This is a genomic window from Vibrio sp. B1-2 (assembly GCF_963888445.1).
Classification (GTDB): Bacteria; Pseudomonadota; Gammaproteobacteria; order Enterobacterales; family Vibrionaceae; genus Vibrio; species Vibrio anguillarum.
The window spans coordinates 66,335-89,574 of sequence record NZ_CAWPJH010000003.1; the positions used below are offsets into that span (position 1 = coordinate 66,335).

25 protein-coding genes are annotated in these 23,240 nt (G+C 43.6%); 8 read left to right on the forward strand and 17 right to left on the reverse strand.

Features of this window, described 5'->3' with window-relative positions:
- Window positions 1–18 precede the first annotated feature (18 nt).
- A complete protein-coding gene (locus tag AACQ75_RS01655) occupies window positions 19–369 on the forward strand; it encodes a hypothetical protein (protein ID WP_026027570.1) in 351 nt (116 codons plus the stop codon).
- Between the two features lie 103 nt (window positions 370–472).
- On the forward strand, window positions 473–607 hold the full coding sequence (locus AACQ75_RS01660; protein WP_013868100.1) for a hypothetical protein: 135 nt from the start codon (window positions 473–475) through the stop codon (window positions 605–607).
- Between the two features lie 195 nt (window positions 608–802).
- On the opposite strand, the gene AACQ75_RS01665 is transcribed toward AACQ75_RS01660, so the two are convergent.
- The 3 genes from AACQ75_RS01665 to AACQ75_RS01675 form a co-directional block, all read right to left on the reverse strand.
- The gene (locus AACQ75_RS01665; RefSeq protein ID WP_010320515.1) at window positions 803–1,372 is read right to left on the reverse strand and encodes a glutaredoxin domain-containing protein; all 570 of its coding nucleotides are present in this window, start codon (window positions 1,370–1,372) and stop codon (window positions 803–805) included.
- A gap of 59 nt (window positions 1,373–1,431) precedes the next feature.
- Entirely contained in the window at window positions 1,432–2,316 is an 885-nt protein-coding gene (locus tag AACQ75_RS01670; RefSeq protein WP_013868098.1) for a DMT family transporter, read from the reverse strand.
- Between the two features lie 461 nt (window positions 2,317–2,777).
- Complete coding sequence (locus AACQ75_RS01675) at window positions 2,778–3,773, reverse strand: porin (RefSeq protein ID WP_170889366.1); 996 nt, start codon at window positions 3,771–3,773, stop codon at window positions 2,778–2,780.
- A 284-nt stretch (window positions 3,774–4,057) separates the two neighbouring features.
- Here AACQ75_RS01675 and AACQ75_RS01680 point away from each other — a divergent pair, with 284 nt between their 5' ends.
- Window positions 4,058–4,672, forward strand: a complete 615-nt coding sequence (locus AACQ75_RS01680) for a fumarylacetoacetate hydrolase family protein (protein ID WP_019281942.1) — start codon at window positions 4,058–4,060, stop codon at window positions 4,670–4,672.
- Between the two features lie 58 nt (window positions 4,673–4,730).
- On the opposite strand, the gene AACQ75_RS01685 is transcribed toward AACQ75_RS01680, so the two are convergent.
- The 8 genes from AACQ75_RS01685 to AACQ75_RS01720 all read right to left on the reverse strand — a co-directional run bounded on the left by AACQ75_RS01685 (window position 4,731) and on the right by AACQ75_RS01720 (window position 12,105).
- Window positions 4,731–5,051: an AzlD domain-containing protein gene (locus AACQ75_RS01685; protein WP_170889367.1), complete on the reverse strand. Its 321-nt coding sequence runs from the start codon at window positions 5,049–5,051 to the stop codon at window positions 4,731–4,733.
- Window positions 5,048–5,782 (reverse strand): AzlC family ABC transporter permease, encoded by a 735-nt coding sequence (locus AACQ75_RS01690; protein ID WP_170889368.1) that lies wholly within the window; start codon window positions 5,780–5,782, stop codon window positions 5,048–5,050. The genes AACQ75_RS01685 and AACQ75_RS01690 overlap by 4 nt, the downstream gene beginning before the upstream one ends.
- Window positions 5,783–5,858: 76 nt before the next feature.
- Window positions 5,859–6,692, reverse strand: coding sequence for an AraC family transcriptional regulator (locus AACQ75_RS01695; protein ID WP_170889369.1), 834 nt, complete (start codon window positions 6,690–6,692; stop codon window positions 5,859–5,861).
- 207 nt (window positions 6,693–6,899) lie between these two features.
- Complete coding sequence (locus tag AACQ75_RS01700) at window positions 6,900–8,603, reverse strand: phospho-sugar mutase (protein WP_170889370.1); 1,704 nt, start codon at window positions 8,601–8,603, stop codon at window positions 6,900–6,902.
- A 158-nt stretch (window positions 8,604–8,761) separates the two neighbouring features.
- Window positions 8,762–9,676, reverse strand: a complete 915-nt coding sequence (locus AACQ75_RS01705; RefSeq protein ID WP_170889390.1) for an amino acid ABC transporter permease — start codon at window positions 9,674–9,676, stop codon at window positions 8,762–8,764.
- 32 nt (window positions 9,677–9,708) lie between these two features.
- Window positions 9,709–10,491: a transporter substrate-binding domain-containing protein gene (locus tag AACQ75_RS01710; RefSeq protein ID WP_170889391.1), complete on the reverse strand. Its 783-nt coding sequence runs from the start codon at window positions 10,489–10,491 to the stop codon at window positions 9,709–9,711.
- 97 nt (window positions 10,492–10,588) lie between these two features.
- Complete coding sequence (locus AACQ75_RS01715; RefSeq protein ID WP_029189977.1) at window positions 10,589–11,386, reverse strand: amino acid ABC transporter permease; 798 nt, start codon at window positions 11,384–11,386, stop codon at window positions 10,589–10,591.
- Entirely contained in the window at window positions 11,386–12,105 is a 720-nt protein-coding gene (locus AACQ75_RS01720) for an amino acid ABC transporter ATP-binding protein (RefSeq protein ID WP_047687789.1), read from the reverse strand. The genes AACQ75_RS01715 and AACQ75_RS01720 overlap by 1 nt, the downstream gene beginning before the upstream one ends.
- Window positions 12,106–12,404: 299 nt before the next feature.
- Here AACQ75_RS01720 and aroG point away from each other — a divergent pair, with 299 nt between their 5' ends.
- Window positions 12,405–13,457, forward strand: coding sequence for a 3-deoxy-7-phosphoheptulonate synthase AroG (aroG, locus tag AACQ75_RS01725; protein WP_170889371.1), 1,053 nt, complete (start codon window positions 12,405–12,407; stop codon window positions 13,455–13,457).
- 100 nt (window positions 13,458–13,557) lie between these two features.
- Here aroG and AACQ75_RS01730 read toward each other — a convergent pair whose 3' ends face one another.
- Entirely contained in the window at window positions 13,558–14,001 is a 444-nt protein-coding gene (locus AACQ75_RS01730) for a DUF2850 domain-containing protein (RefSeq protein WP_170889392.1), read from the reverse strand.
- 369 nt (window positions 14,002–14,370) lie between these two features.
- On the opposite strand from AACQ75_RS01730, the gene ppnP reads away from it, so the two are divergent.
- Window positions 14,371–14,652 carry a pyrimidine/purine nucleoside phosphorylase gene (gene ppnP / locus AACQ75_RS01735; protein ID WP_026027338.1) on the forward strand — a complete coding sequence of 94 codons (282 nt, stop codon included), beginning with the start codon at window positions 14,371–14,373 and terminating at the stop codon, window positions 14,650–14,652.
- A 28-nt stretch (window positions 14,653–14,680) separates the two neighbouring features.
- Here the strand turns inward: ppnP and AACQ75_RS01740 are convergent, their stop codons facing one another.
- Window positions 14,681–15,427: a substrate-binding periplasmic protein gene (locus tag AACQ75_RS01740; protein WP_013868084.1), complete on the reverse strand. Its 747-nt coding sequence runs from the start codon at window positions 15,425–15,427 to the stop codon at window positions 14,681–14,683.
- Between the two features lie 97 nt (window positions 15,428–15,524).
- The gene (locus tag AACQ75_RS01745) at window positions 15,525–16,373 is read right to left on the reverse strand and encodes a pirin family protein (RefSeq protein ID WP_170889372.1); all 849 of its coding nucleotides are present in this window, start codon (window positions 16,371–16,373) and stop codon (window positions 15,525–15,527) included.
- Between the two features lie 148 nt (window positions 16,374–16,521).
- Between AACQ75_RS01745 and AACQ75_RS01750 the strand changes: the two genes are divergently transcribed.
- Window positions 16,522–16,812 carry a hypothetical protein gene (locus tag AACQ75_RS01750; RefSeq protein ID WP_013868082.1) on the forward strand — a complete coding sequence of 97 codons (291 nt, stop codon included), beginning with the start codon at window positions 16,522–16,524 and terminating at the stop codon, window positions 16,810–16,812.
- Here the strand turns inward: AACQ75_RS01750 and AACQ75_RS01755 are convergent.
- Together AACQ75_RS01755 and AACQ75_RS01760 are read right to left on the reverse strand one after the other, a co-directional pair.
- Window positions 16,793–17,968, reverse strand: a complete 1,176-nt coding sequence (locus AACQ75_RS01755) for a GGDEF domain-containing protein (RefSeq protein ID WP_017047428.1) — start codon at window positions 17,966–17,968, stop codon at window positions 16,793–16,795. The genes AACQ75_RS01750 and AACQ75_RS01755 overlap by 20 nt on opposite strands.
- A 325-nt stretch (window positions 17,969–18,293) precedes the next feature.
- Window positions 18,294–19,202, reverse strand: coding sequence for a LysR substrate-binding domain-containing protein (locus AACQ75_RS01760; RefSeq protein WP_017045988.1), 909 nt, complete (start codon window positions 19,200–19,202; stop codon window positions 18,294–18,296).
- Window positions 19,203–19,292: 90 nt separating this feature from the next.
- On the opposite strand from AACQ75_RS01760, the gene AACQ75_RS01765 reads away from it, so the two are divergent.
- Window positions 19,293–20,219, forward strand: a complete 927-nt coding sequence (locus AACQ75_RS01765; protein WP_170889373.1) for a DMT family transporter — start codon at window positions 19,293–19,295, stop codon at window positions 20,217–20,219.
- 11 nt (window positions 20,220–20,230) lie between these two features.
- Here AACQ75_RS01765 and AACQ75_RS01770 read toward each other — a convergent pair whose 3' ends face one another.
- Window positions 20,231–21,322 carry a DUF3541 domain-containing protein gene (locus AACQ75_RS01770; protein ID WP_094124469.1) on the reverse strand — a complete coding sequence of 364 codons (1,092 nt, stop codon included), beginning with the start codon at window positions 21,320–21,322 and terminating at the stop codon, window positions 20,231–20,233.
- 328 nt (window positions 21,323–21,650) lie between these two features.
- Between AACQ75_RS01770 and AACQ75_RS01775 the strand changes: the two genes are divergently transcribed.
- Window positions 21,651–23,027 (forward strand): diguanylate cyclase, encoded by a 1,377-nt coding sequence (locus AACQ75_RS01775; protein WP_017045991.1) that lies wholly within the window; start codon window positions 21,651–21,653, stop codon window positions 23,025–23,027.
- The last annotated feature ends 213 nt before the right edge of the window (window positions 23,028–23,240 follow it).

Genomic DNA, 23,240 nt, shown 5'->3' on the forward strand with positions numbered 1-23,240 from the left:
AATTCGACGGAAAAATCAATGCAACAAGATGAATTTCAAGCATTAGTCAAAAGCTTGTGCGAGCAAAAAACACTTCCTCAAGCGTTAGATATGCTGAAAGTATTTGAAGATCAAGATATTGCTGAAGCAGCCTTATCGTTAGTGGGTCAGTTTGCTTTAGCCGAAGTGGATGGGGAGCAACGCATTTACCACGTCGTGTTGCAAGAAAATGAGCAAGGTGAAGAAGAAGAGTTTGTCGAACACATTATGAATGAAGGCGATGACGTTATTAAGTTTGTTGCTTGGTTTTTTGAAACCATGTTTGAAGTTAAGCAGAAAGAAACTTACTTGGCTGCTGGTAAAACCTATAAGCAGCCTAAACGCGGTTAACTGAAAATCAATTACTTTATTTTGTGACTCAAGTCTTGTTTTTGTTCTTTTTTGGACTAATATACACCTCGTCAGGTAAATAAATTACATGTTGAGGTGATTCATGGGTTATGAATTAGGTGGTGCTTACGTTGGTCAATTGATCGCAAAAAAAGCGATGTATGATGCAATGCATGGCAAACCACAAGCAAAGAAAAAGTCTTTCATTAAAACGCTAGTGAAGAAATTCAGCAAATAGTGAATGCCTAAGAATCAAAAAGCCCTAGCTTGGTAACAAGCTGGGGCTTTGCTTTATTTACTGGGGTAAAAATGACTGTGCAAATTCGTCCACCATTCGTCCACAAAGAGCCCGTATACCATTACTGACTAAAGAGTCGGCGGTTTCTGAGGCGTCAGTACTTTTTCTTCTAAAGTAACCAGATGCTCTGGGGCACTACTGACTTTTTTTGGTTAGCCAATCTTCCAATTTATCACACCCGCCGATATAGCGGCTTTCTAGCCAAATTTGTGGCACAGTGACGGGCGTTTTTTGACCGATTATAGCTTTAACTTCTGGGATCATCCGGTACAGCGCCGCACTTTCTTTGACGACATCATGATAGGTGTATTGAATTCCCGCTTCATCCAGCAATTTCTTTGCTTTTACGCAGTACGGGCAAGTGGCTTTTCCATACACAATATTGCCAGTTAACTCGTCACGTTGTGCCCACTCTTTGATCACCGATTGAACCAAAACACCTCGATTTAACGCTTCTCCTTGGCTGATCACTTTACCTTCAACGACCAATATTGGGGCGTGCCATGCGCCCAATTTCAAGGGTTCCCACCAGTACGATAGCCAGTCTTTGACTTCTAACTCGATGGGAATGCCCTCCAGTTCATTATTGAAGGTGTCAGTCAAAATGTCCTTGGTGAGCGTACACTCGCCGCAAGGGATGGTGACTTTAAATGGACCCCAACTTCCAGCCCATCGGTATAGTGTGATTTTTATCGGTTTTGCCATAGTGTTTTCCTCAAGAAGCATTGCTTAGAGAATAGGAAAGAGTTGAGTGACTTTTTATTTCAACGCGAAGATTTTTTTGTTTCCCAGTGAGTAATAAAGGCCACTGAAGCGATAATGATGGCAGCGCCAAGCCATAATCGCCCGGGTGGTGCCCAGCCAAACACTAACCAACCCGCCAAAACATTCAGTGGCAGCTTCGCGTGATCAAAAGGTTGCACAAAAGACGCATCTGCCACCGCATAGGCTTTAACGATCGCCCATTGAGCCAGTGCTGTCATCGCACCCGCAAAAAGCAATATGAGCCATAGAGTGCTCCCTTGAGGTGTTTGCCAATCTGGTAAAGCGAGCAGTAGATTGAACGGTGTGATCAGTACCAAAAGGTAGACCACCATAGTAGACGGTGAGTCATGGGCAGACAGTTTTTTCACCATCAAAGAGTAACAAGCCCAAAAAAATGCCGCGCCAACAGGCAGCAACGATGCCCAGTTGAAATCGTCAGCCCAAGGTTCAAGGATGATCATCGCCCCGACAAAGCCAGTTAATGTTGCTCCCCAGCGCGCTGTACCCACTTTCTCTTTTAAAAAAAGGCCTGAGCCAATCGTGGCAAACAGAGGAGAGGTCATCAGCAGTGCAATACCTTGCCAAATGGGTACGGGATAGGCGAGTGCCCATAACCAGAGTTGTATGCCAATCACAGATAAAAACACACGGAAAATATGCATGCTTAAATGCTCGGTGCGCAGCGAGTAGCGGATCCCTAACGTTGATAAATACGGCAAAATAACGACTAACGCGATGGCATATTGAACCAGTGCCACCGTGGTAGATGACAGGCCATAATTGATACTGGCGACTTGAGCAAGGCTATTGACTATCGCAAAGGCGAGGCCTGCGATTAGCATCCAACTTGCCCCTTGGATTGGGTGGTGAAGTATTTTGGTCATAGAGAAGAGGGTTATAGAAAAAGTCGTTGAATCATACTGACTTATCAGCGTTAAACCAATCTCTGAAATGAATGGAGTGGTTCAATAAATTTGAGCAAGTGTTATCCCTGCTGATTTCCACTTGTCTGAAACGCCAAACATTTTGCGTATGGGCTGTGGTGATGGGATAAAAAAAGCCCCCTAAAAAGAGGGCGAAAGAACATGAACGGCCAGTGCTCTGCCTTAGCACTGAAAAGAAGCACAAACGCTGCCATGCATTTGTACTTATTACATAGCAGGTTGTGTGCCACATTTAACTTATTGAAAAATAGTGAAATTATATTTTTGGCTCTATGAGGGATGGTCTAGCCTAGTGCGATGTGTTTCATTGTGGTGCAATGCCGTCAAATAAAAAAGGCCAAGCGAGTGCTTGGCCAAAAGGATGATATCCTTAGGGAGTATATGCGTTCGTATAATTGAAATTAGAAGTTGTAACGTAGGCCTAGGCGAATAGAATCTTTTGCATCATACGCAGTGTTGAGGTCTTTTTTATCTAGGTTGTTCATTTTGTAGGCAACGTAAGTGTAGATTGATTTATTGAAATCATAACGCCCTGTCAACTCAGCAAAATCACTTTTCGTCGTTGTGACGTTTGCAGTTTCATTTTCCGTTTTTTGATACACCCCAATCAAGCGGAAGTTACTTGTGATTTTGTATTGCGCAGCAAATTCAATCCCGTTGAATTCGCTCTTCGCTTTATCGTCCAAATCCCCTTGTGTATAGGTCAGGCCTAAGTACAAATCGTCCAACGTGTAATTTACACCGGCAATAATTTGATTCGCCGCACCTTGGCCTGTGCCATTATCGTTGCTTGCGTAGCCCAAACCGAAACTAAGGCCGATAGGTAAGTTATAAATTGCAGAAAGACCAAAGCCATCGGTGTCTTTTTCGTCGCCTGCAATAAAGCTTGCTTTCACATTGAGGGCATCAAATGTAGCTGCGTAGAGGAAGGTGTTGTTGATTTGCTCATTACCTGCGTTGATGAACTCTTTTTGAGCGCCAGTATAAGTACCGATGTCTGACATTTGAGAAATTTGCACGCCAGCTGTATCTTGGCGGCCGACAGAAATAGCACCAAAATCAGCTTGTAAACCTGCAAATAGGTAACGTTGGTTGAAATCAGAATTCTTATCGTTGCTGGCGGAGGAATTAACCGTTTGCTCTGCTTCATAGGTTGCAAAACCTTTCAAAGAGTCAGAGATTTCTGTTGAGCCTGTAATATTCAAACGCGCACGGCTTTTGTTTTTCATCGTGCCTTCAATTTCTTTGCCTTTGTCATCACCACCGAAATCGCCACGAAATTCTGCACGTCCACCAACTTTAAGCTCATTTCCATCCGCTTTGTAAACGGTCGCAGCAAAAGAAGAACCTGATACCAATGCTGTAAGAATTGCGGTTGCGATTGTTGCTTTTTTCATTTTATTTACCTTATCCATAATCAATGAGCTTCAGTGCTCGAACGGTTTGATGTGAGTAAAGTAGATGTTTTAAATGAATGTTTAATTACTGATTCATGATGTTTACATGTTGTTTTTATTGATGATTTATTAAAAAGAATGTTATTTAGTGATGTTCAAAATAGTCAAGGTGCCATGAATTTTGAGTCGAAGATCTTACTTTTATCTAATGAAGATGCAAATCCATTCACTCGCGCTGTAGATGAGGTAAACTCGACGATCTTAGTCATCTCAAGGAAGAGTATATGTATTCGGTTCGTTTGGATAAACAGAAGATAACCCCTTCTAAAGTGTTGTGTGTTGGACGGAACTATATTGAACATATTCAAGAGCTTAATAACACAATGCCAGAACAAATGGTGGTATTTAATAAACCCAATACGAGCATCACAACCACTCTATCCTCGTTTCACCAAGAGACGCTTCACTATGAAGCTGAAATTTGTTTTTTGATCAAAAAAGGTCAATATAGCGCGGTTGGTTTGGGGTTAGATCTGACTAAGCGGGTACTGCAATCTCAGCTTAAAGCAAAAGGTTTACCTTGGGAGAGGGCGAAAGCATTTGATGGTTCGGCTGTACTTAGCCGATTTGTGCCACTGCATGGTATCGATATCAATAAGTTGCAGTTAGAGCTATTCATCAACTGTGTTCGGGTTCAGTGCGGCGGTGTAAACCAAATGATCTATTCACCCGCCATCATTTTAGAAGAGCTGAAATCTTACACATCGCTGTGTGATGGTGACGTTGTGATGACCGGAACGCCACAAGGAGTTGGAGAAGTGCATTGTGGCGATCTCTTTTTAGGGCGTCTTAAATGTGGAGAGCAGACCTTAATCGAGATTGAATGGCTAGCGCAATAAAACTGATTTGCGCGATTCGGGCTGCGGTTATTATCAGTATTCACCGCAGCCTCTGTCTTTAATGGGCTAAGAGCGTTAAATTTAGCAAAAAGAAAGTCGCCATGCTGATGATCGTGGTCAGCAGGACATTCTTGGTTTTCCATGCAATCAGTCCCGCTAATGCTGCGGCCCACAAGTAGGGATTATGGCGATCAAGCCAAAGTGTTTGCTCTGGCAGGAACACAATCGGAGCCCAACTAGCAGTTAATACAGCAGGGCTAGAATAAGTGAGTAAGCGCTGGATAACTGGGTTGAGACGCAGCGGTAATTTAGGCTCTAAGAACAGATAACGGCTCATAAAGACCAAAGCGGTCATGGCGAGGATAGAAAGCAGAATCATCGTTGGTTCCTCCTGCTCGAACAGAGTAAAACTTCAGAAACATAACCTGCACACATTGCGCCAATGCTTGCTAGCATTAAGCTACCTTCAACTTGCCAAAGAGTCAGGCTTACCGATAACACTAGGGCACTGATGACAGCAACGAGTATCGGTATGTTTTTAATGTTCGGAATGACAATGGCGATAAAAGTAGCCGCGACTGCAAATTCCAACCCCAACTCGTTTAAAGCGGGGATGTAGCTGCCCGCAATAATGCCGACCAGTGTGGCCAAATTCCAAACTAAATAGAAGCTTAAACCTGCACCAAGCGCGTACCAACGGTTAAACTGTTTTTCATTTTGTTGTCCGCAGACCGCAAACAGCTCATCAGTGAGCAGAAAACCCAGAATTAAACGCCAACGTGTCGGGAGTGGGCTGATTTTGCTGCGCATGGAAACGCTGTAGAGAAAATGGCGAGAAGTGATGAAAAATGTGGTGATCAGCAGAGTCAACAGCCCTGCACCTGTTTTAAACATCCCCGTGGCGACGAGTTGCGCTGAGCCTGCAAATAAAACCGCAGAGAGTGCTTGGCTCTCTAATATGGTCAGGCCACTTTCAATCGCAAATGATCCTGCCAATAAGCCCCATGGTAAAACGGCAATGCTCAGCGGTAGCATGGCCAGTGCGCCTTGCCCAAAGAGGCGACGACCTCTAGGTTCCAAATGTACGTGGTTCAATAGTGTGCTATCCATAGTAATTCCTTTGCTGGAAGTGATGAATCTATCAAGCCACAAGGTTGGGTCAAGCGATTGTACAAAATTGCGCTTGCTATTTGGCTAAGAACTGTTTTGGCGTTAAGCCCATTGCACGCTTAAAGTGGCGATGTAGATGACTTTGGTCATGAAACCCAGATTCTTGCGCAGCATCTGAAATGGGATGACCACTTCTCAATAGTGTTTTAGCATAACGCAACCGCGCTTGAATTTGATAGGCATGCGGTGGGAAGCCATACATTTTTTGAAATGAACGAACCAAATGATAGGGGCTAACTCCAGCTAGTTTTGATAAATCTTCTAATGAGACATCGGCCTGAGGGAAGTCATCTAAGAATTCTTTAACCGTATAGAGCGACTGCTGAATTTTAGTTTTAGGTAGTGAGACAGGAGGACTTTTGGCATGACGTGCTACCAGTTTGGTTAGGGTCGCGTACACTAATGTTTCGCGTAATAGACGGTTACTCGACTGCTCTAACGTATCAAAAACTAAACGAAATTGGTTTGCTAATTCAGGATCGTAGACTACGGGTTCTGGAAAATAAGGAGCGCATGAGTTAAAAGAACCTAACTCTTGAAGCACGGTACTAAATTGTTCTGGAAGTGGGTACATGGCTTTATAGGCCCAACCACCTTCTACAGCAGAATGGCCATTATGGACTTCTTCGGCATTAACCAAAATAATGCTGTCTTGTGGAGCAATATGATGACCACCGGTGCGGTAAAATCGTTGAGCACCGCGTTCAATAACTCCCACCGTGTACCCTTCGTGGCTGTGGCGCGAAAAGTTTTGTGTTTCGTATTGTGCATCGAGAAGCTCAATTCCGCCAAGTTCATTAGCGATATGAAACTTGGCTAGTTCTCTCTTTTTGCTTTTCTGCTTGGGCATTTCATATCCTACCTTTTTGCAACAACCAGTGTAGCCGATTTATTCAGAATGGTTTTGTACAAAATTGCGCATACAACTGTCATCCATTGGAGGGAAAAGAGCGTTGTAGTCGCAGGCATTGTTCACCTAAACAGATGAAATAAAAATGCCGCCAACAATGAACTGAAGACGGCCTGTTATTTCGTTGTGCTTGTCCGGTAATGAGCGCTACAAGCTGTGTTGGTGTTCTGCGATGAGCATCGCCATTTGCTCGCCAGCTTTTTTCTCGGCGCTGGCGAAATCTTCTTCTGCTTCGAAGGCTCCGACGACCTCGTAATAGCATTTCAATTTAGGCTCGGTGCCCGACGGGCGCACAATCACTCTCGCTCCACCTTTCAAGTGATAGGTCAATACATCGCTAGCAGGAAGTTGAATCGCTTGCGTTGTTCCATCGGCAATATAACGTGTTAGTGATTTGAGATCGTCGGTCATGAGCACTTTTCTACCGGCGATTTCCGTTGGCGGTGTGGCGCGAAGCTTGTCACCGATAGGCGGTGAGTTAGGGTCTAACTTAATGCTACGTTGTGCATTAATGTAAAAACCGTGCTGGCGGTAAATGGTTTCGAGTTGATCCCAAATAGTCTTACCTTGGCTGTATAATTCGGCCGCTAGTTGTGCAAATGCCACCATGGCCGAAAGGCCATCTTTATCCCAAACGGTTTGCCCTATGGTGTAACCCAATGCTTCTTCATAGGCGAATAAGAACTGCTGTTCATCGCTTTGTTGTTGCATCGCCACGTTGGTCAACCATTTAAAGCCAGTCAAGGTTTGGTAGTATTTTGCACCTTTCGCCTGCGCAATATTACCGAGTAAACTGGATGAGACGATGGTGTTGCCAACCAACTGCTTTGAGGCATCGGTTTTGGAGAGCAAATAGTCCCCAAATAGTGTGCCAACTTGATCGCCAGTCAGCATTTGGTATTGACCATCCGCTCGTTGTACGGCAACGGCAAATCGGTCGGCATCTGGGTCGTTGGCGCAGGCCAGTTGTGCATTTTCAGCATGGGCTAACGCGATAACCATATCCATCGCCCCCGGCTCTTCAGGGTTCGGGAAGTTGACGGTCGGGAAACGGCCATCTGGTTCGCGTTGTTCCTTTACACTGATGACATGGGTAAACCCAGCGTCATGCAGCAAAGTTTCAGCCATCTCAGCGCCGACACCATGCATCGCGGTATACGCAATGGTAAGGCATTGCGGATCAGTGTGGTGGTTCAACAATGGGCTTTGATTGAGGGTACGACGGTAAGTTTGGTAATACTCTTCTGTTAGCCATTGCAAAAGGCCTTGTTTGTGCGCGTTGTCTAACGGCATCAGAGAAATAGCTCGCGTTGCCGCTAAGTCGATTTCTGCTGCAATACCTGAATCGTGAGGTGGGATAATCTGGGCACCATTTTCCCAGTACACCTTGAAGCCATTGTATTCGGGTGGGTTGTGACTGGCGGTGACTACGACTGCGGCGGCGGCATTAAAGTGTTTTACCCCAAAAGCGACTACTGGGGTCGGTGCCACTTTATGCGTGAGATACACTTTGATCCCCAGCGCGGCGAGTACTGAGGCGGTATCGTGTGCAAATTGCTGAGAATCTGGCCGGCCATCATAGCCAATCACCACCCCACGTGTTTTGGCATTGCTGACTTGTTGAATGAGATAGTGTCCTAAACCCGTCGCCGTTTCTTGAATTACCAGGCGGTTCATACGATTAGGGCCGCATCCCACCATGCCGCGTAAACCCGCGGTGCCGAACTCAAGGCGTGATTGAAAGCGAGCTTTTATCTCATCTAACTGATGCTGATCGACTAGTGCTTGTAGTTCTTGGCGAGTTTTAGGATCGGGATCTTTTTCTAACCATTCGGAAACGTGTTGCATCATGGTTTCACCTTCTTACATTCATGTTGAATTAATTCTAACTGATATTCATTCTCAATAATGGGGGCGCAATCGCTAAACATCGTTCTTATTTTGTTTCTCATCACGTGTTGATTCTCTTTGATTGGTTGCGTAACTGACGCTGACAAATTCCGTGTTATCTAGTTAGAGTGATGAAGCGAGAGATGGCGTAAACTGCGTAGCTCGAGCCGCCTAAACAGTAAAGAGAGGCTTAAACATAAACCCAAGTATGCACCGCCCACTAACAACCATATTTCAAAAATAAGCCCAGAAGAGTTAGCGATTTCTGTGCCAACAAACGTCATTTCTTGAATTGAAATTAGCGATACAATCGAAGAATCTTTGACCAAAGAAATCGCTTGCCCAGCTAAAGCCGGCGTGATCGCCGCCAATACTTGAGGGGCAATGACGTATCGGTATTTTACCCATCGAGACAGCCCTAAAGAGTGCGCTGCTTCCCACTGACCTTGAGCGATTCCGGCCAAACCTGAACGAACAACTTCAGCGATGTAGGCCGATGAAAGCATCCCAATACACACAATTCCAGAGAACAAATTTTCCCATAGATGAGAAGGACCAAACAGCCAATGCTGAATGACATTGGTTGGCTCATGGTGTTCCCGTAGTAGGTTTTCTAGGCCCAACAACGGGATCAGTTGATTGGAGACAAAAAAATAAAAAATGAACACGAAAACCAGCGGCGGAATGTTCCTAACTAATTGCACAAAAGCGTTAGCCGGAATTCTGAACCACGAAAACTGAGAGTGGCGTGCTACGCCAAGCAGTGTGCCTAACACAAGGGCCAGCACCATCGCCCAGACACTTAAGCGCAAAGTAGCAACTAACCCCTGAAAGAAATAAGGGATAGCACCATGGCTCGTTGGGGTGAAAATCAGAGCAAAAGCTTCTTGCCAACGCCAATTATAATTCACCCCAAGCTCGGCTCGGTGCGTTAACCAAATAACAAAGCCTAACAGTGCTACGAGTAACGCATAATCGAGCTTATTGAGCGATAATTGTAGCCATGGTTTAAGGTTCCGTTTTTCATACAGCACAGTTTTTGTTCTATTCACATCCGCCCCTCAGGCTATTGCCCTGAGACGATTTGGTTTTGCCAATCTAGCGTTGAGAACCAATATTCGTAGCGTTCACTTAACCAGCCGTCATTGGTTCGTTCAATAATCCATTGATCAAAAAAGGCTTTTTTGTCCTCTTCACCTAAGCGAACGGCAAACGCTTCGTTTCCTTTGGACAACCGTTCATTGAAAGGAATGAACAGTTTGTCACTGTGTTTCACTGTTTCATGTTCAGGTTTAGGGCTTGACGCAATCACGGCGTGTGCTTGGCCGTTTAATACTTCTTGAAAGGCTTGTGCATCGTCATCAAATTGCAGAATTTTGGCTTTGGGGAAGGTTTCACGAGCGACTTGAACGGTAAATGCTCCGCGTCGCGCTGCGATAGTCACTCGACGAGAGTTGAAGTCTTCAATGGTGGAAAAGCCATTAGCTAAGGATTGATTGGCAGCAAGCTGCACGCCTGAATGTGAGTAGGGGGTGGTAAAGAGCACGCTTTTCGAGCGTTCTGGCGTGATAGACATGCCGCCGATAATGACATCAAATTTCTGTGCTAAGAGTGCTGGAATAATGCCATCCCACGCGGTAGGTACAAATTCCACTTTCCAACCTGAATCTTCAGCAAGACGTTTGGCAACATCAATTTCAAAGCCAATTAGGTCGCCTTGCTTGTCGCGCATTGCCCAAGGCACAAACGTAGACATACCCACACGCAATGTGCCTCGTTCAGTGATTTTATCAAGGCTAGGCGTTTCACTGGCAAAGGCGGGTATGGAAATGGTTATCCCTAGTAACATGGTCAACCCGAGCGATAGAGCGGCGATAGCCTTCAACCCAGCGCGTTGCCACGCTTTTGGTGCAGATTGCTGCATGATGTTCTCCTTTTAAGGATGATTATTGAGCGCGCCATTGCGCCCCGAGTTTGTGTTCTAACCATGCTGAAAACCCTGATAAAGACAGAGTTAACAGTAAATAAATTGCAGCGACGGTAAACCATATTTCAAATGGCATCGCCGTTTCTGAGACAATATTTCTACCTTGAGTGGTTAAGTCAAAAATAGCCATCACACTGACGATAGACGAGTTTTTAATTAATGACACGACTTCATTGGTCAGTGGAGGTAATGTACGTTGGATAAGTTGCGGTAAGATCACATCAACATAGGTATAAAAACGAGAAAGCCCTAATGTTCGTGCCGCTTCAAACTGTCCCTTCGGAATGCTGTTTAAACCACCACGAAACACTTCGGCAGTATAAGCGCCTTGAAACAGTGCCAAAGCTAAAATGGCGGTAGAGAAGCGATCTAAGCCCAGCACTGGGCCAAACACAAAATAGAGCAGGTATATCTGCACCAGTAGCGGCGTGTTGCGGATAAGCTCAATATAAATATTGGCCAGCCAACGCCCTACCACTGAATTGGAAAGCTTCAACAAAGCGGTTGTTAAGCCAATGACTAGCGTAAAAAATAGGCTGACCGTTGAGATTTGCACCGTAACGGCTAACCCTTCGAGCAGTTCCGCGGGCCACCATTCCCCCTCGTCGTAAAAAGCGATGAAATCAGGCACACGATACCATTGCCACTGGTAACCCATAGCATGTGCGCCAGAATCAAGTAGCCATACCATCCCCGCAAGCAGTAGAACTATCTGTACTAGAGCGGAGAAGATTGGTTTTATCAGTACTTTTATCATCAATGGCTCAATATTTGGTTGAGAAACTGTTGAGTTCTTGGGTGTTTTGGCTGACGAAATATCTCTTCCGGCGTAGCGATCTCGAGAATTCTTCCTTCATCCATAAAAATGACGCGATCCGCTACTTTTCGGGCAAAACCCATTTCATGAGTGACGCACATCATGGTGATGCCATCTTGAGCAAGATCTACCATGACATCCAGCACTTCCTGGATGGTTTCAGGATCGAGAGCTGAAGTGGGTTCATCAAACAATAAAATTTCTGGTTGCATACAGAGTGAGCGTGCAATGGCAACACGCTGTTGCTGACCGCCAGATAATTGCACCGGATATTTGTCAGCTTGGTCAAGAATATTCACTCGCTGTAAAAAATGGCTCGCTCTTTGTCTTGCGGCTTGCTTACTCAATTTCAGTGTACGAATTGGAGCTAAAATAAGGTTTTCAATCACCGTCAAGTGAGGGAAAAGGTTGAAATGCTGGAAAACCATACCGATTTTTCCCGCAGGCTGTGTGATGTCGGAATGGTTAGAGTTCAGGGTGATCTTGCCCGCGGTGATAGCTTCTAACCCATTGACCGTTCGGATTAATGTTGATTTTCCTGAGCCTGAAGGGCCACAAACGACTAAGATTTCCCCTCGACGAACCTGAAGAGTAATGTCTTTCAAAGCGTGAAAATTATTGTACCACTTGTTTACTTTTTCAAACTCTATCGCATTCATGGTTGAATATCTTGTTGCTATTTTGTTATCACCTACCTTAGCAATATCAACGAGATAATGCACCTACGAAGCTCATATTAGCGTTAATTTGTGGGTTCCAGCTCAAGAGTGTAACTATTTTTTTACGCAATGATAATTTTGTAAAAAAGTAGCCAATATTGCCTTTTTTTGAAAATAATGATTGAAGTTGTGGTTTTTAGTAGATAAGTTACAGGGGAGAGCCGAAAGCAAGGCTGCGTATAGATCCAACCTGTCCGTTGTTCGGTAGGCAGTAGAAAAGAATAAGGAAGAAGTAAGCAATGTTTCAGACTGATGATGTAAAAATTAAACGAGTTAAAGAGTTATTACCTCCTGTTGCGGTTCTAGAAAAGTTTCCGGCAACAGAAGTTGCTTCTTCAACCACATTTCAGGCTCGAGAAGCCATTCATAATATTCTACAAGATAAAGATGATCGCTTATTGGTGATCATTGGCCCATGTTCAATTCATGATCCTCAAGCGGCTGTTGAATATGGAAAACGTCTTAAAGTGTTGCGCGATGAACTAGGTGATCGCCTTGAAATTGTCATGCGTGTCTATTTTGAAAAACCTCGTACGACCGTCGGATGGAAAGGGCTCATTAACGACCCTCATTTAAATGATACCTATAAAATTAACGATGGTTTACGCATGGCGCGTAAGTTACTGCTTGATTTGACCGATATGGGGATGCCGACAGCGAGCGAATTTTTGGATATGATCACACCGCAGTATGTGGCTGACCTTATCAGTTGGGGTGCTATTGGTGCTCGTACAACAGAATCTCAAGTTCACCGTGAGCTCGCATCGGGTCTATCTTGTCCGGTTGGGTTTAAAAATGGGACAGATGGCAATATCAAAATCGCTTCTGATGCGATTCGCTCTGCCAGTGCATCGCACCATTTCTTGTCGGTCACTAAGTATGGTCATTCGGCCATCATTCAAACGGCAGGCAACCCTGATTGCCATATCATTCTACGAGGTGGTAAAGAGCCAAACTACAACGCTCAACATGTCGCGGCTATCAAGCAGGAACTAGAAATCTCCGGTTTACCACAAAAAGTGATGATTGACTTTAGCCACGCAAACAGCTCTAAACAGTACCAGCGTCAACTGGTGGTATCACAGGATGTGAGCGAGCAGATTGCATCGGGTGAACATGCTATTTTTGGTGTGATGATTGAGTCTCATCTCGTTGAAGGACGTCAGGATCTCGTGGATGGTTGTGCGGCCACTTATGGTCAATCGATTACGGATGCATGTATTGGCTGGGATGACACTGAAGTGGTATTGCGTCAGTTGGCTGATGCGGTAGAGGCTCGTCGCGCACGCTAAATATGGCGTCACTCTATAATATAAAGTATCAACAGAGCTCCCGATTTGGGGGCTTTTCTATTTAGGCTTAGACTCAGCCCTGATCGCGTCACTTTAAGCACTATGGTTGTGAAAAGTGCTCAGATAATGCTGAACGACGATTTTTACTTGGGTCGCCGTTTTCATCGTTTTCCACCGTGCTTTCATAGCCTTGTTTGATAAAGCGTTGTAAAGGCATGACAGGTTCAATGCGCTTGAGTTGGGGGGAGTTTGTTGTCCCAGCAAGTTGGTAAATGGTCACGCCACTACCAGTGTTAATCACAATTTTATCCCCATCATATTCAAACTGAGTGCTGACTAAGCGATTATTTCGAAACACGCCATTTGAATTGAGAGTTAGGACCTCAGTGCTATAGCTGGGTGTACCGATTTCGATCCATGAACCATAGACATTTTTGGGGCTTGTATACTCTTGATAGCTCACTAAAAGTAAAGTGGCAAAACCAGCTGCGATAGTGAACAGCACTATCCAAAAAACACTTTTTAATACCCACTTTTTTTTCATAGGGTGACCTGAAGAGGCTTTATTTGCATGCGTGAAACCCTTAACTGCCATTCCCACTCCATAACGTAATCAATCAGCGACTAGTACCGGTAAGGCTAACCAATTAAAACAAGGTTAGAGAGTGGAATATGTCGTGTGGTTTAGCAAATGTCACACTGGAAAATATGATCTTTTTTCCAAAACTAGTACTAATGGATGACAAGATGAACATTGCATCATGAATTTTGTTGACTTACTGATCAGTATAGGTCGCGTTTCACTATTTGTTTAATCCCAATTGCTACTTGTGTATTTTTACGATTTCAGATAAAACGGCTTACAAACGTGTTATTCACCATATTTTGGTGGTTTATTTTACAAGGAAGAGAAATGATCAAAGAAAACACATACTTCGACGGGGCTGTTAAATCTTTAGGTTTTGCTCACCAAAGTGGTGACAGTTCGGTGGGCGTAATGGCTCCTGGCGAATACACCTTTGGCACGGCGGCTCCTGAGCGTATGACAGTCATCAAAGGTTCGTTAACGATAAAGCGTTTAGGGGATGAACATTGGTCTACATTTAAAGCGAATGAATCTTTTGAAGTCGCTGAGAATTCGTCCTTTGATTTGAAAGTTGCCGAAGCAACAGCTTATTTGTGCGAATATTTGTAGTTGAAATAGGGCTTAAAAGCCCTATTTCTTATTGAGCTGTTAAGCCAAATTTTGCATAGATGGCTTCGATCCTTCCACTTTTTACCATTTCAGACAGAGCGTTTTGTAATGCATCCGCTTGTGGATGGCTTTTAGGCATACCGTAATAGTTGCCGATAGTGTTTGGATAGTAGTAGGTTGCTACTTGGTAGTTACTAAAATTGATTGTTTTTAATTCCACTTCTAGCGCAGGTAAATCCAATACGATAACGGTATCTATTCTCTTTGCCTCTAGCATTCTTGCTAGGTTGAAGTCATCATTAACAACCGTTCTATTTATCTCTTTGTCTTGATCAAACGCTTCGAAATAAGCGGTACCTCTTTTCACACCGACATTCAGCTCTCGTAAATCTTGATAATTGTTGATTGCTGGCCCATCACTGCGAGTGACAAAAACAATATTCCGTGTTTGCTCACTTATAGGACCGATAAAGCGAACAAATGCTTCTCTGTCTGCTGTTCGTATGACACGTGGAACAATGTCAACAGTACCATTTTCTAAAGTAGCAAGGCTGCGAGGAAATGGAATGTTTCGCCACTCGATATCGAAGCCTATATTTTTTGCTGCTTCTTCAATGATTTCCTTTAATGGACCGCTGATTTTTTGACCATCTGGACTGATCACCATTTCTGGTGGTCGATGCCTAAAATCAGCTTTAAGGGTGTTAGCAAAAAGCGTTGAGCTGATCAGCACTGCTGCCAATGAAATGAGAATATTTCTAGTCAATACCCACATATTTCGTGCCTCTCGTCAAATTTACTACTTGAGTATAGGCAAACTTTCTGAGAACCCCAAAATGACACTTAAGATCAGCCGGATGGCTACCCTATGATTAATACTGTTCAAACAGACCTGAGTTGTAGTCTTTAATTGCTTGTTCTATCTCAGAAAATGAGTTCATTACAAACGGCCCATAATGCACTACAGGTTCATCAATGGGTTGCCCCATTAGCAACAATACTCCGCTCGTATCATTGGCTTTTAATGTTAAGAACTCACCTTTTGAGAGCAACGCTAGCTCGCCTTGCTTCAACACTTTACTGCCTAGCTGTGCATTGCCTTTGTAGGTAAATGCCATGACATTAAAGTGATTTGGAGTGGCGATCTCTAATTGGCTACCCGGTGTTGCTTGCCAGTCGGCTACACTCAATTTAACGCCCGTTTTTGTTAATGGGCCAGTTACTATCTGGTTGCCACAAGTGACATCACCCGCAAGTACTCTCAGCAGGCCAGCCTCTTGGGAGTGGTATTCGGTAATGGTTTCGGGTTGAAAGTCGTGGTATTGCGCTGGCGCCATTTTTTGGCTAGCAGGCTGATTGATCCAAATCTGAAAACCGTGCAACTGACCTTCAGTCATGATTGGCATCTCGCTATGAATAACACCTCTTCCTGCGGCCGTCCATTGGGCACCTCCAGAGCGTAATTCACCGACATTACCCATATGATCTTGATGTTGGAAATGCCCATTTAGCATATAAGTGAGAGTTTCGATTCCTCGGTGTGGATGAGGAGGGAATCCGCCAATATAATCGGCTTTTTGATCAGATTTAAATTCATCGAGCATTAAAAATGGTGAAAAATTAGCGTTATTAAAGCCAGCAACGCGGCTAATTTTTACGCCATCTCCATCCGAAGTGGGTTGTGCGGGGATTATCTGTTTTATTTCACGTTGCGTTAGCATAATGATTCTCCTTGTCGGTATAACATCAGTCTAAGACAAGGTGCTGATAAAGAAGAGCGCTGTGTTTTGAAGGTCTTCGTCGAGAAATTCGAACATATCTTGAGGGGGGCTATAATTAAAGTAGGTTGGATCACGAGGAGGATGCCCAATGTCTATGTTGCCCAAACATGAAGATCAGAATCCGCATTATGATCCCAAAGAGGATTTTACGCTTGAGCAGATGCACCGATTTACCAAGGTGGCTAATCAAGCGCAGAAAAATCGCGATACGCTTGAACAGCTCAGTGATAAAGACGTTTCCATTGTTGAAGCAGCAAGGCGTGCGGCAATGAGGCCAGTGATTCACCCTAAACCAAATAAACCTAATACAGCACGCTACGCCGCATGGATGGTGGTGGTATGTGCAGTAGGTTTGTGGATTATGTATATGACTCGCTAGCTTTCTTTATTGGTGTCACTGTTGCTGAATGGGTTGCAGTAGATGCTTCAGTATGGTCAAGTGAAATATGTTGGTAATACTGATATTGATTTTTGCCGTTGTGTTTTGCTGCGTACATCGCTTTGTCTGCGCACCGAGTCAGCTCGGCCAAGTTATCAGCATCAGAAGGAAACAAAGCAGCGCCGATGCTGACGGTGAGGTTATTGATCATTTCTGACCCTTGATATTTATCCTCAAACAGATAACAAATCCGGTTGAGAACACCATCCAAATCCTTAACCGTTTTGATATCGTAAAGTAGTAGCACGAACTCATCTCCGGCAAATCTCGCGATGGAGTAATCGTGTTTATCGGTCTTCCGGTCTTTATTTCGGACGTTGTTTTTTAAACGATTGGCGAAATATTGCAAGACTCGATCCCCGACCTCATGTCCGTAGCTGTCATTAATGGACTTGAAATTATCAATGTCTAGAAAGACGAGTGCGGTGATGGTTTTTTTATCAGTCTGCTGGGAGAGTTTTTCACGTGCCCAAGTTTCGAAACTCCAACGATTGGCGAGCCCAGTCAGTTGGTCGGTGTAGGCAAGGTCTTCAATTCCCTCTTGATAAAGATGCTGGATATAGCAAACCGCTTTGTTGTAGTAGTAAGAGGAAATATGACACATGCAACAGAGTGCGATGAGACTGAGAAAAAACCGATCTATGGGGAGATATTGAGGAAGAATATCGGCACCGGAGAGTTGTACTGAGACGCCAATTAGCATAAAGAAACTACAGCTAAAAACTAAGCCTATTCGAAAGTCATTAATGAAGATCACCGCCGCAATAATTGGAAACAACCACAGCACATTGCCGACCATATGCTGTCCATATAGTAGTAATATGACCCCTTTTGTTAACAAGATGGCACTGAGGAATAAATCGGCATAGGAGGTGTTATCAGAGTGATGGTAGAAATAAAGGTAATTAGAGGCAATGGCGATCAAGCATAATAAATTAAAAATGCTCAGGTAATATTGCTGTTCAAGAAAATGAAGAATGCCATAAAAGGCGAAAAGTAGCACAGACACAAATGAGCATAAGGCAACGACCCTACGCTTGCGTGACGCTCGCATATTGGCCATCTCTTCTAAATGTCTACCTACCAGTTCAGTCATACTCGATCTCGATGCTATCCTAAAGTATTAGATACCGAGTTAAGTCTAGAATAAATAACAGAGTTTTGCGGACGAAGTGCATGGAGTCAGTTAAAAAATACAATGGCTAATCATTTGGCGTTTTCGTTAAGTCATTAGGCTATTAATAATCGGTGATCAATGGTCTTATAACTTATTGTATTATCAGCATGTTTTGTCGATTATTTTAACGTTGTTCAAATAAGTCATTATTTAAGCCATTATTTTTTTATAAAAAAATGAATATAAGCAAATGTGGATATAGCAAAAAAATCTAAGCCGTCCTGTAGTTACATTACAAATTTAGTTACATCGCAAATTCTTTTTTGATCCAACTTCTTAACACTAAGATACTCTCTTGTTTCAGTTGCTCTTTGGCACAAACGAAGTAGTAGTCTTGATAGGGATTAGTCACTGCGGAACCGAGTTCTTGTAGTAGGCCTAACTTGATGTCATCTTTTACAAAGAGGCGATGGGTAACGAAAATACCTAATTGGCGGATAGTTGCTTGTACGGCTTGTGCTGAAGAGACAAATGATAGGTTTTTGCGACTTGCTGGCATGGTAAGTTGATAAGCATCGCACCAAATTTGCCAGTCTTTTTTGCGGCGCTCGTTCACAGCGATAATCGCTGGGTGGCATTTAAGTATGGATGAAAGCGTCTGCTTATCACCTTGCTTTATGAGGTCAGGTTTTATGAGTTCAGGGCTGCATACCAGCACCAATTCATCTTCGGCAAGTTTCTCACAATAGTAGTCTTGCCACTCATCTTGTTTACCATGAACAATCGCGATATCAACGTTCTCTGATGTTAGAGAAAAAGTGCCTGTTAAACTCGATATTCTCACGTCTATATGTGGCGCATGCTCTTGAAAGCGGTTAACTCGTGGTATCCACCAGTGCAGCGCTAATGAGTTGACCATGTTGAGTGTCAGTCGGTTATGGCGCTCATCTCTCATAAGCACTTCAGTTGCTTCAACGATTTGCTCCAAAGCAGGCGCAATTCTCCGATAGTATTTTTGACCAGCATTATTGAGTACGACGTGACGCCCAACGCGATTGAATAGCGGCTGGTTTAGCTGGTTCTCTAATGCTTTTATTGATTGACTGATGGCTGAATGACTAACATTAAGGTGCTTTGCTGCATCTGTCATGCTGCCTGTTTCTGCTACGGCAATAAATGAGTAGAGTGACTTGAGCGGAGGTAGTTTTCGCATTGGTAAGTTTCTCTTACAGGTTTGGTTAATATTACTCGTTATTTTTCCTTTCGTCATTGTTCTATGATGGCTGTACTAGAGGAGAGTTGTATGAACCCACGAATTTTGGCCCCATTATTTATGTTGTCCTCCACATTTAGCTTGTCATTGACAGGGCTACTGTCTAAGTTTCTTGCACATGAGATACCGCTACAAAGTCTCAGTTTTCTCCGATTTTTAGTCCCCGCGCTTATATTGTTGGGAGTAATGAGCTTGACTCATTTCCGTTTTCCTCCCAAAGGTATGAAACGGGCTCTGTGGGTTCGCTCAGTATGCATTGCAGGCTGTCAGCTCTGTTTTATTTACTCACTTCAGCACCTTTCTTTGGTGGAAAGTGTCGTATTGTTCAGCACTGGTCCACTGTTTATTCCTTTGTTAGAAAAATTAATATTTGGTGTAGTGATGAAAGCAGGCACGGTTGTGAGCTTGGCCATTACATTTATCGGTGTGTTACTGCTGGCTGGCGATGTTTCGGGCATCCATTTACGGATGGAGTTATTGGTCGGTTTACTTGCGGGAGCGCTGAATGCGGGATCGCAGTTAAGCTTATATCGAGCGACGAAAAGTGATATGCGATCTATTGATATCAATGCTTGGACGTTTGTATGTGCATCAATCTTATTACTACCTTTGTTATTTCTTCCTACCTCGGACGTGAATGTACTTCAACAAACCTGGGGCAGCTTGCAGCAGTTAGCTGTGGTTATTGCCTTGAGCGGAGTCTCTATATTAGTCATCAACACTCAAATTTTTCGAGCCAAAGCCTACCGTCTGGCACACTCTGGCTCGCAGCTCGCTCCGTTAATTTTTACCAATTTGCTTTTTACCGCTTTATGGCAACAGTTGTTTTTTAATGTGCAGTACTTGCCAACACAAATGGTAGGATTGGGCTTGATTGTGATGGCAACTTTTACCGGAATTCTTATCCCGAAGCTATTTAAATCCTCAGTATCGTCAAACCAGCTTAAATCAGCTTAACCCGCTTATTGCTACTGTCTGATGAGCCCATAAGGCAGGCTAGAAAATACCTTAGGATTATTTTTCACTGTGGGCGCTTGGTTGGTTTTCTGCCAGTCAAGTAACATAATGGCAAGTACATTGCGGTGCTCTCCGTCGGCAAGGTCAAACACACCTGAGGTAGAGGGGATCATCCCTTTCTTTTTATCAATCGCTTGTTGAATTGCGAGACGAGTTTTTTCTACAACAGGATCTTTTTCTAAACCTGCGAGTAGAAAAGTGATCCCAACTTCAGCAACCACATCTTCCTTCGCTCTTAGCAAAATGGTATCGATATTATTGCGAAAGTAGTCGAAGATCCATTGATGCTGCTGCTCTTTAATGGGATTTTGATAGTATTCCGAATCGGCAAAAATAATGTGTGTCATGCCATACAGTTTATTGCCATATTGTTGCGCGGAGAGTGCTTTATCAGCAGAATCTGGGTATGTTTTCCTAAAGCTATCAATGAATGGTTGTACGACATCTTGTTCACCTAACTGGCGTAACCAATAGACTTGGTTAGCAAGTTGTGCGGCCCACGCTTTAATCATTTCTTCATCAGTGGCGTACTTAGTAAAATCATAACGGCGGATCACTTGGCGCAAAAGCTGATCTTCTTTATGTTTCAAACCATATTCGTTGGCACGGGCCATAGAGCCTAATAGGTCGACGCCTAAGTAGAGGTATTCTGGCATATGTTTAGTGGCGATATAGCGTAATTGGCTGCGTTCATCTTCGTCATCGAGGTATCCAGCCAAACGTTGCTCAGAGTAGAGAAAAACCTGTTCAGCAGTTGAAACTTCTGCGGAAAATTGATTAAGTCGGCTCGCCACGCGAGCAAGATCACTCCACACCGCTGCTGAATATTTAGGGTCTAGAGTTTGGCGATACATCCGTAACCCATAGTGCCCCTCTTTGAATGCCGGCAATGTGAAAAGTTGCTCTTCATAGGTTTGACGAATAAGCTCCGCAGATTCAGAAAAAGTGTTATTCGTTGTTGACGCCGGCTCTGCATAGCCAGAGGCAGGCAACCACAATGTAATAGCTAATCCCAGAAATAGGCCACTCTTTTTTAATAACATGATGAAAACACACCTCTAAGCTAATATTCATAATAACATTAGCATTTCATAGATTTATTATTGTTGGTGATATGTCAGGTGTGCGTAAAATGACCGCTTTGAGCCGTCGTTAGGATAATGCGTTTAGCTGATTGTGCTTTTTACGCTATGCAAATTGATGAATTAAAATATGGCTATGTTAGCAAAAAGCTACGAGTTCATTTGGTTATATCAACAAATTTGTAATTAATTTGGGTATTCCCTCATTAATTACGTTAATCTTAAGTAAGAAGCACTATTCTAAATAGAGCAAGTAAAACCATACACATGTAGTGATCGCTACAGGCTAGTGAGGGAGAGTTGCATGAGACATATCTCAGGCAAACAGTGGTCTGTCAATTTGCTTCTCGTTGCCTTCATCATTTTTTGTGGAGGGTTGATCGAAATTATCAACTTCAATCAACGAAGTTTTATCCGAGATAATCTTCAAACCAGAGCAAAGGAAGAGCTTTCGATTATTCGAGCTCAGTTAGAAGCTGCCATTTTGTCTGACATCTATGTAGCAAATGGGCTAACCAGCTTAATTGCGATTAACGCCCATTCTCAGTTCGAAGATTGGGAAAAAATTGCGGCTAATATTTTACATGAAGGTAGACATTTGCGCGTGATTGGGCTTGCGCCTGATGATGTGATTCGTTACACCTATCCATTGAGCGGAAATCACAAAACGATAGGCTTAGATTACCGTACCGTTCCCAAACAATGGGCCACGATCTTAAAAGCAAGGGAGATCCAAGAGATCTTCATTGCAGGCCCTGTGAACCTGGTTCAAGGTGGGCGAGGCCTTGTTGCTCGGATTCCTATATTTACTGACCCTCCTGATAACCAACAATATTGGGGGGTATGCAGTGTCGTGATCGATTTAGATTCTCTACTACTTTCCACTGGCGTTGAACGTTTTACTCACCGCTTTAATTTGGCGATACGTGGGGTAGACAGTACTGGTTCGGAAGGCGAGGTATTTTTTGGTGAACAAGAGGTGTTCACGAAAGCTTTTGCAAAACAAAGTGTTCATTTTCCCTATGGCGGCTGGGAAATTGCTGTTGCGCAGAAAAGCGATGTTTTAGGTCAAGTGCCTTGGTATCAGGTTCACATTGTACGGTTGCTAGGCTATCCGATCTTAATCTTGTTGGTTGCGGCGTTTATTACGATATATCGCTTGTACTCTATTGCTAATGAAAGAGCACTTCATGACGAATTAACTCAGCTTCCTAACCGTCGGTACTTCATGTATACGCTTGATCGATATTTTGAGCAGGCTATCAAAATGGACCAATCGGCTGGTTTTGTGATCCTCAACATTGATATTGATAAGTTCAAATCGATCAATGACACCTATGGGCATGCGGCGGGTGACAAGGTGTTGATTGCTTGTGCGGAGCGAGTGAAAAGCGTATTGCGTTCTTCGGATTTAGTTGCACGCATTGGCGGTGATGAGTTTCTGGTTTTGCTGTCTCGAGTATCGGATAACGATGATATTGAGCGGATCAGTCTCAAAATAAAAAGTGCGTTGTGTAATGCGCCAGTCATTTATGAGCAGCACTTAATTAACCTACATGTCAGTGTAGGCGCAGCCGCATTTAGCCCAGAATTTGATAATGTGGATGCGATGTTGAAACTGGCTGATGAGCGGATGTATCAAGAAAAGAGGCAGCAGTACTACTAAATCGTTTATTCAGATTTGCATTTTGAAATTTAATTGCAAAATGCAAATTTATTATGCGACACGTTGTAATGAAACCGCTCATAAAGTAGACAGATAAGGTGTTTTTTGGCAGTTTTAAAGTTGGCATGCATCCTGCTATATAGTAAGTGACCCTTCTAAGCCGAGGGTCACCTAGCCAACTGACGTTGTTAGTGAACCTTATTTTTGTTCACA

Bases quoted from the DNA above. Each gene is read 5' to 3' on its own strand.
- AACQ75_RS01770 (WP_094124469.1), bottom strand. From the start codon at position 21,322: ATGTTATTAAAAAAGAGTGGCCTATTTCTGGGATTAGCTATTACATTG.
- AACQ75_RS01690 (WP_170889368.1), bottom strand. From the start codon at position 5,782: ATGGATAGCACACTATTGAACCACGTACATTTGGAACCTAGAGGTCGT.
- AACQ75_RS01700 (WP_170889370.1), bottom strand. From the start codon at position 8,603: ATGATGCAACACGTTTCCGAATGGTTAGAAAAAGATCCCGATCCTAAA.
- AACQ75_RS01695 (WP_170889369.1), bottom strand. From the start codon at position 6,692: ATGCCCAAGCAGAAAAGCAAAAAGAGAGAACTAGCCAAGTTTCATATC.
- AACQ75_RS01660 (WP_013868100.1), top strand. From the start codon at position 473: ATGGGTTATGAATTAGGTGGTGCTTACGTTGGTCAATTGATCGCAAAA.
- AACQ75_RS01710 (WP_170889391.1), bottom strand. From the start codon at position 10,491: ATGTTACTAGGGATAACCATTTCCATACCCGCCTTTGCCAGTGAAACG.
- ppnP (WP_026027338.1), top strand. From the start codon at position 14,371: ATGATCAAAGAAAACACATACTTCGACGGGGCTGTTAAATCTTTAGGT.
- AACQ75_RS01745 (WP_170889372.1), bottom strand. From the start codon at position 16,373: ATGCTAACGCAACGTGAAATAAAACAGATAATCCCCGCACAACCCACT.
- AACQ75_RS01680 (WP_019281942.1), top strand. From the start codon at position 4,058: ATGTATTCGGTTCGTTTGGATAAACAGAAGATAACCCCTTCTAAAGTG.
- AACQ75_RS01665 (WP_010320515.1), bottom strand. From the start codon at position 1,372: ATGGCAAAACCGATAAAAATCACACTATACCGATGGGCTGGAAGTTGG.
- AACQ75_RS01685 (WP_170889367.1), bottom strand. From the start codon at position 5,051: ATGATTCTGCTTTCTATCCTCGCCATGACCGCTTTGGTCTTTATGAGC.
- AACQ75_RS01715 (WP_029189977.1), bottom strand. From the start codon at position 11,386: ATGATAAAAGTACTGATAAAACCAATCTTCTCCGCTCTAGTACAGATA.
- aroG (WP_170889371.1), top strand. From the start codon at position 12,405: ATGTTTCAGACTGATGATGTAAAAATTAAACGAGTTAAAGAGTTATTA.
- AACQ75_RS01755 (WP_017047428.1), bottom strand. From the start codon at position 17,968: ATGACTGAACTGGTAGGTAGACATTTAGAAGAGATGGCCAATATGCGA.
- AACQ75_RS01750 (WP_013868082.1), top strand. From the start codon at position 16,522: ATGTCTATGTTGCCCAAACATGAAGATCAGAATCCGCATTATGATCCC.
- AACQ75_RS01740 (WP_013868084.1), bottom strand. From the start codon at position 15,427: ATGTGGGTATTGACTAGAAATATTCTCATTTCATTGGCAGCAGTGCTG.
- AACQ75_RS01675 (WP_170889366.1), bottom strand. From the start codon at position 3,773: ATGAAAAAAGCAACAATCGCAACCGCAATTCTTACAGCATTGGTATCA.
- AACQ75_RS01670 (WP_013868098.1), bottom strand. From the start codon at position 2,316: ATGACCAAAATACTTCACCACCCAATCCAAGGGGCAAGTTGGATGCTA.
- AACQ75_RS01765 (WP_170889373.1), top strand. From the start codon at position 19,293: ATGAACCCACGAATTTTGGCCCCATTATTTATGTTGTCCTCCACATTT.
- AACQ75_RS01730 (WP_170889392.1), bottom strand. From the start codon at position 14,001: ATGAAAAAAAAGTGGGTATTAAAAAGTGTTTTTTGGATAGTGCTGTTC.
- AACQ75_RS01655 (WP_026027570.1), top strand. From the start codon at position 19: ATGCAACAAGATGAATTTCAAGCATTAGTCAAAAGCTTGTGCGAGCAA.
- AACQ75_RS01760 (WP_017045988.1), bottom strand. From the start codon at position 19,202: ATGCGAAAACTACCTCCGCTCAAGTCACTCTACTCATTTATTGCCGTA.
- AACQ75_RS01720 (WP_047687789.1), bottom strand. From the start codon at position 12,105: ATGAATGCGATAGAGTTTGAAAAAGTAAACAAGTGGTACAATAATTTT.